Source organism: Mucisphaera sp. (assembly GCF_965279675.1).
GTDB lineage: Bacteria > Planctomycetota > Phycisphaerae > Phycisphaerales > Phycisphaeraceae > Mucisphaera.
This window is the reverse complement of sequence record NZ_CBDIIJ010000002.1, coordinates 3,069,767-3,081,593: the sequence shown is the minus strand read 5'-3', so window position 1 is coordinate 3,081,593 and position 11,827 is coordinate 3,069,767. Positions and strand designations below refer to the sequence as shown.

Here is an 11,827-nt window from a genome sequence, read left to right as displayed (position 1 = left end):
CCTGCTTTTTTTTGCGCTTGCGGTTGGGAGGCTGGCTTGGGTTATGGGGTTGGGATTCGTCGTTGGGATAGGCTGGTGGGTATGCTCTGGTCATGATGGTGTTGATCGAGCGTGGCGGGCCGGTGATGTGGCCGCTTCTGGGGCTGAGTGTTTTGGCGTTGGCGGTGGTGCTGGAGCGGTTGTGGTATCTGACGCGTGTGGCCGGTCCGGGGTCGGGGCGGTTGTTTGAGCGTTATCTGCTCTGTCTGGGTGAGGGGCAGGCGATCGAGGTGTACGGGACGACGGTGTACGCGCGGTTGCTCTGGCGGCTGGGTGATCGTCGTTCACATGCGGCAGTTCGGGCAGCGGTGCAGCGGGAAGTTGTGGGGCTGGGGCGGTTTCTGCCGGTGCTTTCGCTGGTGATTACGGTGGCGCCGATGCTTGGGATTCTGGGGACGGTTTTGGGGATTATTGAGAGTTTTGAGGTGCTGAGTGCGGGTGCGCGGTCGCTTGAGCCGCGGGAGGTCGGAGGCGGGATTGCGCAGGCGCTGGTGACGACGGCGGTGGGTCTGGGGATTGCGGTGGTGGCGGTGGTGGCTTATCAGCTTCTGGGTGGGTGGGTGAAGCGGGTGGAGGGGCGTCTTGGGCTGCTTGCGGATGCCCTGATTGAGTCGAGTTAAGGGGTGGCGTTAGCCGGTTAAACGGTCTAAATTGCCAATAACGGGTGCCCAGGAGGGTCTATAACCCGTTCTGCGCTTGCGGGTCGGCCCTGGAGGGTTCGATGGCCGATGGCACCCGTAAGACTTATTGATCTCTTCTCTAGGATGTCTCAGTCATGCTTAAAGCTCATGCCGCGAAGATTCGTCAGTTCCAGGTGGAGCCTTCGCTCCCGGAATCGCTACGGCCGCTGATCGATATTGCTCACAACTTGTGGTGGTGCTGGAACCATGATGCGGTGGAGCTGTTTGTGCGGTTGGACCAGAACCTCTGGACCGAGACGAAGCACAACCCCATCAAGCTGCTTGGGCTGGTGTCTCAGGACAAGCTGGAATCGGCGGCGCGGGATGAGGGTTTTCTGGGGCAGCTTCAGCAGGTGCATGGCCAGCTGAAGGCGCACCTGGCTCGGGCTCCGTGGATGCCTGAGGGGCAAAAGGACCCGAAGGAGTATCGGGTTTGTTATTTCTGCGCTGAGTTCGGGCTGACGGAGAGTCTGCAGATTTATTCGGGTGGTCTGGGTGTGTTGGCGGGGGATCACCTCAAGAGTGCGTCGGAGCTGGGGATCCCGCTGATCGCGATCGGGCTGCTTTACCGGCATGGTTATTTCCAGCAGTACCTGAGTCCTGATGGCTGGCAGCAGGAGACGGACCCGAATCTCGATTTTGCTCAGCTCCCTGTTCATCCGGTCAAGGACAGTTCGGGCGAGCAGGTGAAGGTAAGTGTGCGTCTGCCCGGGCGGGATGTGAAGATTGGCTTGTCGAAGGTTCAGGTGGGTAAGGTGACGCTTTACCTGCTGGACACGAATCTGCCGGAGAACACCGAAGATGACCGGGTCATCACGGGGCAGTTGTATGGCGGGGACATGGAGACCCGTATCAAGCAGGAGATTGTCCTGGGTATTGGCGGGGTTCGGGCGCTGGAGGCTATTGGGATTCGGCCGGACGTGTGCCATATGAACGAGGGGCACTCGGCGTTCCTGGGTCTGGAGCGGATCCGGCGGCTGATTGAGGATCACGATCTGTCGTTTGATGAGGCCCGTCAGGCGGCGGCTTCATCGCATGTGTTCACGACGCACACGCCTGTGCCTGCGGGGATTGACCGGTTCCCGCCGGACATGATCAAGCGGTATTTCAAGGACTACCACGAGAGTCTGCGGCTGGATATGGAAGGCCTTCTGGCTCTTGGTCGCGAGGACGTGACCGATAAGGAAGAGTTCTTCTCGATGGCGACGCTGGCGATCCGGACGGCGGACTGGTGCAACGGTGTGTCGAAGCTGCACGGTCATGTGTCGCGAGGCATGTGGAAGGATGTTTGGCCGGAGGTGCCTGCGAACGAGGTGCCGATCGGGCATGTGACCAACGGTGTTCACGCGCGGACTTGGCTGAATCCGGATCTGATCACGCTTTTTGATCGTTACTTGGGCACGCCCTGGCGTGAGGACCAGGCGGACTCGGCGGTCTGGAAGGGTGTTTCGGAGATCCCGAATGAGGACATCTGGCGGGTGCACGAGAATGCGCGTCAGAAGCTGATTGTCTGGGCCAAGCGGAAGCTGCGGGCTCAGATGGAGGCTCAGGGCAAGAGCCCGACGCTCATTCGGAAGCACTGCGAGGCGCTCTCGGATACGGCGTTGACGGTGGGTTTTGCTCGTCGGTTTGCGACGTATAAGCGGGGCACGCTGCTGCTTCGTGATGTGGAGCGTCTGAGCAAGCTGATGACGGATGCGAAGCGTCCGATTCAGTTCCTGATTGCTGGTAAGGCCCACCCGGCGGACGGCGGCGGCAAGGCGCTGATCCGCGAGTTGGTGAAGTTCTCGAACGATAGCGAGATCGGGCACCGGATCGTCTTTATCGAGGACTACGACATGGGTATCGCGCGGCACCTGGTGCAGGGCTGCGATATCTGGCTGAACACGCCGCGGCGTGGCATGGAGGCCTCGGGTACGTCGGGGATGAAGGCGGCCATGAACGGTGTGCTGAACTGCTCGATTCTCGATGGCTGGTGGGATGAGGGCTACAGCCCCGAGCTTGGCTGGGCCATCGGGCGTCGTGAGGAGTATGCGAATCCTGAGACGGGCGATGAGATCGAGAGCCGGTCGCTTTACGACCTGCTTGAGAATCAGATCATCCCGCTTTTCTATCAGCGTGATGACCATGGGTTGCCTCGTGAGTGGATCGCGAAGATGAAGTCGAGCATCTCGGTGCTGACGCCTGCGTTTAATACGAACCGGATGGTTCAGGATTACACGCGGCAGTACTACCTGCCGGCTGCTCGTCGGGCCGCGGCGCTCAACAGCGGCAAGCTGGAGGCGTCGGTCAAGCTGGCGCACCAGAAGAAGCACCTGCGTGAGCAGTGGGACAAGGTGGCGATCACTTCGGTGAAGTCTGATCTGGATCAGCCGTTGGCTCTTCGTGAGTCTTTGCCGGTTGAGGCCGAGGTGACGCTTGGTGCTTTGGATCCGAAGGAAGTCAGGGTGCAGGTGTTCTCCGGTGCCATTGACAATGATGGTCATCTGGTGGGTGGGGACACCCTTGATATCTCGCACAAGAAGAGCCTGGGAGGTGGCAAGCACCTGTTCTCGGGTTCGATTCAGCCGAAGACCAGCGGCCGGTATGGGTTTGCGGTTCGGGTGATTCCGGGCGGCGAGTACCTGGATGGCTTCTGGGAGCCGGGTCTGATCCGGTGGGATGCACCGGAGCCCGCGGCTGTGGTGGAGCAGGAAGAGGAGGTCGCTGAGAAGGTGGTCGCCGAGAAGGTGGCCTGAGCCTGAGACCCGGTCTGGATTGATCGTCAGCGCCGGCTTGGCGTACCCTTTGGGTATGGTCGAGCCGGCGCTTTTTGCTTCGATGGATGATGATCTGCTGGTGCGTGTGTATGTCGCGCAGGGGCGGACGCTGGATGATCTGCCATACACCGAGGCGATGGAGGCGATCGCGGCGGCTGTTTGCGTGGACCCTGAGGGGGTGAGCGATCGGCAGCGGTGTGAGGTGCTGCATCGTCTGCTGAACCTCAGGAAGGCGGGGAAGCTGCCGCGGCTGGGTGGTGCTCGGGCGGAGCGGCCACGGATCGATCCGGAGCAGGAGGGGATTCTGGCTGGGCTGGTGGCGGAGGAGTTAGATGGTGGGCTTGGGGGGAGGGATCGGCTGCCTTACACGGCGGGGTTTGATCGTGTGGCGGAGGCGTTTGCGGGTCGGACGGGACTGACGCTGGAGCGGCGTGATCTTTGGCGGCTGATCGCGAAGCTCGCGAAGTAGAGGGGGCGTGATGGGATTGTCGGAAGAGCGATTGCTGGCGTGGGTGTCGGAGCGATGGTCTTCTGGTGGCCAGCGGGATGGGGTGCTGGTTGGTCCGGGTGATGACATGGCGGTGATGCGTGGGGTGGAGGGGTCCTGGCTGGTGGCTGCGGACCCGGTGGTGGAGGGGGTGCACTTCGCGGAGGGTACGGCGGCTGCGCGGGTGGGGCGGAAGGCGGTGCATCGGAATCTGTCAGATGTGGCGGCGATGGGGGCGGTGCCGGTGTCGGCGGTGTGCTGCGTGGCTTTTTCGGATCGTTGGGCGGAGGCTGAGGCGGAGGCACTGCTCGGGGCGATGGCGGATGTGGGCGAGGCGGCGGGGTGTCCGGTGGTAGGCGGTGATGTTTCGGTGCAGGCCGGGCCGACGGTGGTGGTGGTGACGGTGACGGCGGCTTCGGCGGGGGTGGAGCCGGTGCTGCGGTCGGGGGCGAGGCTGGGGGATGGGTTGTACGTGTCGGGGCGGCTGGGCGGGTCGTTGATGGAAGGGGCGGGTGGCTATGTGCATCATTTGGATTTTGAGCCCCGGGTGGCTTTGGGGCGGCGGTTAGCGGGTGATGCGGCGGTGCGGCCTGATGCGATGATGGATTTGAGTGATGGCCTGGTGCGTGATCTGCCAAGGCTGCTGAAGGCTTCTGGCGGTCTTGGGGCGGAGGTGGAACTGGGGCGGCTTCCGATTCGGGAGGCGGTCCTAGAGCGTGATGGGGCCGAGGCGTGGCGGGCGGCGATCGGTGATGGTGAGGATTACGAGCTGCTGATGGCTTCGGCTGCGGAGTTGCCGGAAGAGATAGAGGGGGTTCGGCTGACGCGGATTGGGGAGGTGACGGCGGCGGGTTGTGGGCTGGTGTATCGGCGAGGTGATGGTGGGGCGGTTGAGGCGGCTGCGTTAGCAGGTCTGGGTTGGGAGCATCGTGGTGGCTGAGGCGGTGAGCTTTTTGCTGGAGGATGCATCGGCCACGGAGCGGCTGGGGCGGCTGCTTGGGGAGGTGTTGTGTGTGGGTGAAGTGGTTGCTTTGATCGGGGAGTTGGGGGCGGGCAAGACGACGCTCATGCGTGGTCTGGCCGAGGGGCTGGGGGTGTCGGCTGAGGCGGTCTCGAGCCCGACGTTTGTGATGATTCAGGAGTACAGCCCGGAGGCAGATTCACTGGATGCGTTGGGGCAGAGGATCGAGGCGGTGGTACATATCGATGCGTATCGTCTCAAAGATGAAACGGAACTGGCTGGTCTTGGCTGGGAGGGTGTTGGTGAGGAGCTGCGGATGGGTTCGGTAGTGGTGATGGAGTGGGCGGACCGGGTCATGGCGGGGCTGCCTGTTGATGAGACGGTGACGGTGCGATTGGTTCATGCCGAGGCTGGTCGTGAGGCGGTGCTGTCGGGGGGTGGGTTTTGGGAGGAGCGGCTGGCACTGATTGCGAAAGGGTTTGCAGGTGGCTGAGGCGTCTGGTGATCGTGAGAAGCGGGTGGGCGATGAGCGTCGGTGTGCGATCTGCGATTCGCCTATTCCGCCGGATCGCGAGGGGGTGTTCTGCAGCCCGCGGTGTCGGACGATTGATCTGGGGAAGTGGTTGGATGGCAGCTACACGATCAGTAGGCCGATCGAGCAGCGCGATCTGGAAGAGGGCGTGGACTGAGACTCAGATCTGCGGCGAGGTTTCGTCGGTCGGGTCGGCATCGGATTCGTCGGCCTGGGCTTTTTCTTTGGCTTCGGGCGAGACGCCTTGGATCACGAGGCGGTGACCGACATAGTCGAAGCCTTTTTCCTGGCAGAGCTGCTGGACGAAGTTGGTGATGGCGTCGAGGGGGAACTCGACGATGCGGCCGGTTTCGACGCACATGAGGTGACCGGTGGGGGCGCGGCCGATGGAGGTCTGGTAGTGGGTTTGTCGGGGGTCGAGGAGGACTTCCTCGATGATGTTGCACTCGACGAGGTGCTTGAGGGTTCGGTAGATGGTGGCTTTGGAGACCTTCTGGTCGGCTTCCTTCATCTCGGTGAGGAGTTGGTCGGCTTCGAAGACCTCGTTCTTGCCGAGGACGGCGTCGAGGATGAGGGCCCTTTCGGCGGTGAACTTGAGGCCTTGGCCGTGAAGGAATCGGCGGAAGATGGAACAGACGGGCGCGAAGATGGGCGGGGGCGAAGCGGGTGCTGGCTGGTTGGTGACTTGATCGGCCATGGTGTGAGTATAGCCGAGGGTGTGTGCGGGCTGACCGCGGGCGGTTGTGCTGGTAGGCTTTCGCTCCCTTGAAGGAGGTGACCGTGTCTGGATCTGATGTGATTGGTGTGGGTTTGATCGGTTTGGGAACGGTAGGTGGGGGTGTGGCGCAGCTGCTGAAAGCAAACGAGGCCCTGTATGAGAAGCGTTGCGGGAAGCGGATTGAGGTGCGTGGGGTGCTGGTTCGGAACGTAGAGAAGGCGCGAGCGAGCGGGTTGGTGGCTGCTGATCTGATTACGGATGACGTCGAGGCGTTCTTTGGGATGTCTGACGTGGATGTGGTGGCAGAGTTGGCCGGGGGTATCGATAAGGCGGGTGGTTATGTGCGGCGTGCGATCTCCTCGGGCAGGCATGTGGTGACGGCGAACAAGGCGCTGCTGGCGGCGGAGGGGGCGGAGTTGTTCGGGGTGGCTCGACAGGCGGGGGTGGCGATCGGTTTTGAGGCGTCCTGCGCGGGCGGGATTCCGTGCATCACGGCGTTGCAGTACGGGCTGATGGCGAATCGGATCGAGGGGTTGATGGGGATTCTCAACGGCACCTGCAACTACATGCTGACCGAGATGAAGCAGGCGGGTAAGAGTTATGAGCAGGCATTGGCGGATGCTCAGGCTGAGGGGTATGCGGAGGCTGATCCGACGCTTGACGTGACGGGCAGGGATGCTGCGGACAAGCTGGCGATCCTGAGCTCGCTGGCGTTTGGGGAAAGGGTGTCGAGCGATCAGGTGTCGAGTATCGGCATCGATGGGCTGGAGGCTGATGATGTGAGAGTGGGGGCATCGGCCGGTTTTGATCTCAAGCTGCTGGGGGTCGCGCGGCCGGTGGATGGTGGGGGGCTGTCGCTGATGGTCGAGCCTTGTTACGTGCCGGCCAGTGGGGTGTTAGCGGGGGTGAAGGGTGCTTTCAACGCCTTGCTGGTGGAGGGTGATGCGGTGGGGCAGGTGATGCTTTATGGGCCGGGTGCGGGGCGTGGTCCGACGGCAAGTGCTGTCGTGAGTGACTTGCTGAATGTGGCGAATGGCTGGGCAGTGCGGGCGTCGGTTGGGATGGGGTTAACGCCTGATGCGTATGAGGATGCTCAAGTGGTGCCGGCGGAGCAACGGCGGGGTGATTTTGCGGTGCGGGCGTCGGGCTCGCAGGACCTGATGGTTTATCGTGATCTGACGGCGGGCGAAGCGGCTGCCAAGGCCGGCGGCGGAAGGGTTCTGCGTGTGATGGAGGGGGTTTGAGAAACATGGTTCAGTGGTCAGGTGGTGGAGGGCTGATCGAGCTGCTGGAGGATCATGGGTAGCTGGGCGGTGAAGGCCCCTCTGGCCATGACCGGGCTGGCTCCGGCTTCGGCGGCCTGATTGAGCAGGTCGACGGCCACATGGGCTCCAAAGGCGAGGATGGCTGGTCTGGCGGGGTGTGCGACGGCGAAGCGGATGAGGTCGATGGCGTCTTCGCCTAGGTCGAGGTCGATCAGCAGGGCGGTGACGGCGTCGTTGGGTTTGCCATCGTCGACGCGTTCGAGGCGGGCGCGGAGTTTATCGATGTCTCGTGTGGGTCGGGAGACGATGCCGAGTGCGTCGGCGGTGCCCCGGATTTTGGTGGCGAAGATGAGGTCTGCACAGGCATATACGATCATGTCGATGATTATAGGGTTGCTACGGGCGGTTGCCGCAGGAGCGTTCAAGGCGGCTATAGGGTCACCTCAATCTCAGGATGTTTCAGATGCCTCATGTTTCAGCGTCGATCGAGCGGGAGAGTGATGCGTTCAAGATTCTGAATGAGCTGGGTTTTCGGTATGACCCGGTGAATCTGTACCAGCAGGTGCTGGGTTCGGTGTTGCGGGCGGCGGAGTTGGTGGATGCGCAGCGGTACCTGCGGCTGATCATGGCCCAGCCGAAGAATGAGCTGATCGTGCATTTTCCGGTTCAGATGGATTCGGGCGCGTGGCAGCTGTTCAAGGGCTATCGGGTGCAGCACAACAACATCCTTGGGCCGTACAAGGGTGGGGTTCGGTATCACCCGGATGTGAGTCTGGACCATGTGAAGGCGCTGGCGGTGCTGATGACGATGAAGTGCTCGCTGATGCGGCTGCCGTTGGGCGGGGCGAAGGGCGGGGTTCAGGTTGATCCTTATGCGCTGAGTCAGGGGGAGTTGATGCGGGTGACGCGGCGTTTTGTGTCGGCGCTGGGCGAGAACATCGGTCCGGACCATGACATCCCGGCGCCGGACGTGGGGACGAACGCGCAGGTGATGGCGTGGATGGCAGACACCTACGAGAATTTTTCGACGACGCATGGCCGTCTGGGGGGGCAGGCGGTGGTCACGGGCAAGCCGCTAGAGTTCGGGGGATCGCCGGGTCGTGAGAAGGCGACGGGTCAGGGGTTGGTTTATGTGCTCGAGCAGATGGTGGAGTCGCTCGGGCTGACGATGAGCACGCTGAGGTTCAGCCTGATCGGTTACGGGAACGTGGGGTCCTGGACGGGGCGGTTGCTGGCGGAGCGTGGGGCGAAGCTGGTGGCTGTGATCGATCACACGGGAGCGATTCGGGATCCGGACGGCCTTGATGCGCATGGTCTGGCTGATCATGTGCATGCGAAGCGTGGTGTGGCGGGCTTCGAAGGGGTGGAGGCGATTGATGAGAAGGCTTTCTATCAGGAGGAGGTGGATGTTCTGATCCCGGCGGCGTTGGAGCAGATGATCGATGAGCAGCGGGCGGAGTGGATCAGGGCTCATGCGATTGTCGAGGGGGCGAATGCGCCGATGACGCCTGAGGCGGAGCGGATCCTGCTGGATCGAGGGATTACGGTGCTGCCGGCGATTCTCTGCAATGCGGGTGGTGTGACGGTGAGCTATTTCGAGTGGAAGCAGAATCGTCAGGCTGAGACGTGGGACGAGGAGCAGGTGGACCTGGAGCTTCGAGAGCACATGGTGTTTGCCGCTCGGCGTGTTCGTGAGGCGGCAAAGCGTTTTGACTGCGACCTGCGCACGGCGGCTTACATAGCTGCCTTCGAGCATCTGGCTGTGGTGTACAACATCCGGGGCATCTTTCCCTGAGTTGATTGCTATCGGTAGAGGTTGTTCATGGTGATGTAGTCGCGGACATCGGGTGGAACGGTGGCTGGGATCGGTTGTCCTCGGCTGATGGCCTCGCGGATATCGGTGGCGCTGGTGTCGGTGGTCTGGACGGGTACGAGGCTGTTGGCCCACTGGCCCCGTTCGTGGGGCGGGAGTGAGTTGAGGAAAGTCTCTGCGGTCAGGGGCGGGCGGATCATCACGAGCGGTGGAGCGAGTTGCTGGATTCGCTGGGGGTCTCGCCAGGTGTCGAAGACGGCGGCCTGGTCTGACCCGATGAGCAGGTGCAGCCGGGTGGTTTTTGGATGCTCGGAGCGGAGGGCTTCGAGGGTTGTGACGGTGTAGTTGGGGTGGTCTTCGGGGGCGTCGATTTCGCGTGGGTCGATGACGGCGTGGGGTTGATGGCGTAAGGCGAGGCGGAGCATGGCGAGGCGGTGGTGAGAGGGTGAGATGGTCTGATGGCGTTTGTGGGGTGGGGTTCCGGCGGGGAGGTAAAGGATCTGGTCGGCATCGACGGCCTGTCTGGCCTGTTCGGGCAGGTCGATGTGGGCCTGATGGGGCGGGTCGAAGGTCCCGCCAAAGATGAGGATGGTGCGGTGGTACATGCCGGTGGATTTTAGTCTGAGTCGTCCAGCCAGTTTTCGATGGCTTGTGCGAGCAGGTGGGTGGCGTGCTGGGCGTGACGCATGAATCTGGCGGTTTCGGCGAGATGGTAGGGATGTCGCAGGAGGCTGCTGAGTATCGCTGTTGGGCGCGTGCGTCCTTGGGGTGTCAGCCAGTGTTCGATGCCGGGCGGCAGGCTGGTGGCGGCATCGTCGGAGATAACTCTGAGAGCGGTGGGTTTTGTTGATGGCGGGAGCGTTCGTGCAATGGCGTGGGTTTCCATGTCGATGAGATCGATGTGGTGCTCGGTGTGCAGGGTGGCTTTGGCCTGAGCCGAGGCGATGGGGGTCTGCGTGGACATCAGGCAAAGGTTGTCGGTCTGGGTGGCTGGCGTGGCCAGTTCGATGGGCTCGAGGCCCTGGTCGTCGCGGACCGTTGTAGGGAAGTGGGTGGTTTTTGTTCGTAAGCGAGGATTGGTGGCGGCGGCGAGGCCGGCGATCAGACAGCGTGTGTCGGGGGAGGTCTCGGGGAGGTTGTTGGCGGCCTGAGGGCCGATTCCGACGACCGAGAGGGTTAGGTGTTGGCCGGTCCAGCGGGCAGGCGCGTCCCGCTGCAGGTGTAATTTCCTGACTGTGGGGGCGGCTTCGGCGTGAGATGGGATCAGGATGAGGGTCTGCATAGTGCTGTGGTGGCTGGGATGGTGGTTTGGTCTGATGTTCCTGCGGGGCTTATCATGCGGTGATGAAGGTACACGTTGACGGCGAAGTGGTGGAATTGGCGGGGCAGACGGTGGGTGAGCTGCTGGATGCGGCGAGTGAGCGTCTGAACACGGAGGGGCGGGTGATTGCGGAGGTGGTGCTGTCGGGTGGCCCGTTGGTGGGGGATGGGCTGGAGGATGCGAGGGATGACGAGGTGGCGGATGGGGCCTTGTCGCTGGTTTCTGAGGATGCTCGGGCGTTGGCGTTGATGGCGTTGGATGAGATCGGTGGCGTCCTGGATGAAGCGGAGGTGCTGCAGACGGAAGCGGCCGACCTGCTGCAGGAGGATGAGCCGTTGGAGGCCTATGAGAAGGTTGGGCAGGCGATGGGGATCTGGCTGCAGGCGCAGCAGGCGGTGGCGGAGTCGTGCTTGCTGTTGGCTTTGGATCTCGAGGAGATCGCGGTTGGGGATGAGCGGGGGAGCGATCAGGTGGAGCATCTGCGGAAGCAGTTAGGGGAGTTGCGGGAGCAGATGCTCGGGCAGGACACGGTGGCACTGGCTGACTCGCTGGCCTACGAGTGGCCTGATGCGGTGGAGAGATGGCGCGAGCTTGTGTCGAGCTTGAAGCGTACGATTGAGGACGAGTAGATGTCAGGCAGGCGGATGCGCCGTCTGCTGTGTGTGATTAACAGGGAGCGTCTTGCATGAGTCAGCCAGATCTCAACCATCCGACCCTTGCGCTGATGAAGGAGCGGTTCAGCGGGAAGTCGTTGTTTGCTTCGGAGTTTCGTGGGCAGACGACGGTGGTGGTTCCTGCCGAGGATCTGCACGCGGTGCTGGCCTTTCTCAAGGAGGAGGCGGGTGGCGGGTATGCGCTGCTGAGTGACATCGCGGGGGTCGACTATCTGGATTATCCGAAGCCCAAGGGGCTACCGGTTCAGGGGCGTTTCGGGGTGATCTACAACCTCGTGAGTCCGGCGAAGGATTTGCGGTTGTTCATCAAGACGTACCTGGAGCCGACCGTCGCGACGGATGGGATTGAGGAGGACCCGGCGTTGTATCTCGATTCGGTGACCGATCTCTGGCCGGGCGCGGAGTGGCTGGAGCGTGAGGTGTTTGACATGTTCGGGATTCGGTTCAGGAACCATCCGGACCTGCGGCGGATTCTGCTTTGGGAGAAGTACCCGGCGCACCCGCTACGGAAGGATTATCCGGTGCGTGGTCGGGGTGAGCGTGAGACGTTCCGGGTGGTGGACCGGGACAGCGCCTGA

14 protein-coding genes are annotated in these 11,827 nt (G+C 62.5%); 10 read left to right on the top strand and 4 right to left on the bottom strand.

Features of this window, described 5'->3' with window-relative positions; all coding sequences use genetic code 11:
* Window positions 1–92: 92 nt before the first annotated feature.
* The 6 genes from ACQZAB_RS13260 to yacG all read left to right on the top strand — a co-directional run bounded on the left by ACQZAB_RS13260 (window position 93) and on the right by yacG (window position 5,615).
* Window positions 93–659 carry a MotA/TolQ/ExbB proton channel family protein gene (locus ACQZAB_RS13260; RefSeq protein ID WP_428389995.1) on the top strand — a complete coding sequence of 189 codons (567 nt, stop codon included), beginning with the start codon at window positions 93–95 and terminating at the stop codon, window positions 657–659.
* Window positions 660–814: 155 nt separating this feature from the next.
* Window positions 815–3,457: an alpha-glucan family phosphorylase gene (gene glgP / locus ACQZAB_RS13255; RefSeq protein WP_428389994.1), complete on the top strand. Its 2,643-nt coding sequence runs from the start codon at window positions 815–817 to the stop codon at window positions 3,455–3,457.
* A 55-nt stretch (window positions 3,458–3,512) separates the two neighbouring features.
* The gene (locus tag ACQZAB_RS13250) at window positions 3,513–3,947 is read left to right on the top strand and encodes a hypothetical protein (RefSeq protein WP_428389993.1); all 435 of its coding nucleotides are present in this window, start codon (window positions 3,513–3,515) and stop codon (window positions 3,945–3,947) included.
* A gap of 10 nt (window positions 3,948–3,957) precedes the next feature.
* Entirely contained in the window at window positions 3,958–4,905 is a 948-nt protein-coding gene (gene thiL, locus ACQZAB_RS13245) for a thiamine-phosphate kinase (protein ID WP_428389992.1), read from the top strand.
* Window positions 4,898–5,419, top strand: a complete 522-nt coding sequence (gene tsaE, locus ACQZAB_RS13240; protein WP_428389991.1) for a tRNA (adenosine(37)-N6)-threonylcarbamoyltransferase complex ATPase subunit type 1 TsaE — start codon at window positions 4,898–4,900, stop codon at window positions 5,417–5,419. Before thiL ends, tsaE begins: the two co-directional genes overlap by 8 nt.
* A complete protein-coding gene (gene yacG, locus ACQZAB_RS13235; protein WP_428389990.1) occupies window positions 5,412–5,615 on the top strand; it encodes a DNA gyrase inhibitor YacG in 204 nt (67 codons plus the stop codon). Before tsaE ends, yacG begins: the two co-directional genes overlap by 8 nt.
* 3 nt (window positions 5,616–5,618) lie before the next feature.
* Here the strand turns inward: yacG and ACQZAB_RS13230 are convergent, their stop codons facing one another.
* On the bottom strand, window positions 5,619–6,155 hold the full coding sequence (locus ACQZAB_RS13230; RefSeq protein ID WP_428389989.1) for a Fur family transcriptional regulator: 537 nt from the start codon (window positions 6,153–6,155) through the stop codon (window positions 5,619–5,621).
* Between the two features lie 83 nt (window positions 6,156–6,238).
* Between ACQZAB_RS13230 and ACQZAB_RS13225 the strand changes: the two genes are divergently transcribed.
* Window positions 6,239–7,420 (top strand): homoserine dehydrogenase, encoded by a 1,182-nt coding sequence (locus ACQZAB_RS13225; RefSeq protein ID WP_428389988.1) that lies wholly within the window; start codon window positions 6,239–6,241, stop codon window positions 7,418–7,420.
* Between the two features lie 17 nt (window positions 7,421–7,437).
* Here the strand turns inward: ACQZAB_RS13225 and ACQZAB_RS13220 are convergent, their stop codons facing one another.
* Window positions 7,438–7,818 (bottom strand): hypothetical protein, encoded by a 381-nt coding sequence (locus tag ACQZAB_RS13220; protein ID WP_428389987.1) that lies wholly within the window; start codon window positions 7,816–7,818, stop codon window positions 7,438–7,440.
* 86 nt (window positions 7,819–7,904) lie between these two features.
* On the opposite strand from ACQZAB_RS13220, the gene ACQZAB_RS13215 reads away from it, so the two are divergent.
* Entirely contained in the window at window positions 7,905–9,236 is a 1,332-nt protein-coding gene (locus ACQZAB_RS13215; protein ID WP_428389986.1) for a Glu/Leu/Phe/Val family dehydrogenase, read from the top strand.
* Between the two features lie 8 nt (window positions 9,237–9,244).
* On the opposite strand, the gene nadD is transcribed toward ACQZAB_RS13215, so the two are convergent.
* Both nadD and ACQZAB_RS13205 read right to left on the bottom strand, forming a co-directional pair.
* A complete protein-coding gene (gene nadD / locus ACQZAB_RS13210) occupies window positions 9,245–9,859 on the bottom strand; it encodes a nicotinate (nicotinamide) nucleotide adenylyltransferase (protein ID WP_428389985.1) in 615 nt (204 codons plus the stop codon).
* 11 nt (window positions 9,860–9,870) lie between these two features.
* A complete protein-coding gene (locus ACQZAB_RS13205; RefSeq protein WP_428389984.1) occupies window positions 9,871–10,536 on the bottom strand; it encodes a hypothetical protein in 666 nt (221 codons plus the stop codon).
* Between the two features lie 62 nt (window positions 10,537–10,598).
* On the opposite strand from ACQZAB_RS13205, the gene ACQZAB_RS13200 reads away from it, so the two are divergent.
* Together ACQZAB_RS13200 and ACQZAB_RS13195 are read left to right on the top strand one after the other, a co-directional pair.
* Window positions 10,599–11,204 (top strand): hypothetical protein, encoded by a 606-nt coding sequence (locus ACQZAB_RS13200; protein ID WP_428389983.1) that lies wholly within the window; start codon window positions 10,599–10,601, stop codon window positions 11,202–11,204.
* Window positions 11,205–11,260: 56 nt separating this feature from the next.
* A complete protein-coding gene (locus ACQZAB_RS13195; protein WP_428389982.1) occupies window positions 11,261–11,827 on the top strand; it encodes an NADH-quinone oxidoreductase subunit C in 567 nt (188 codons plus the stop codon).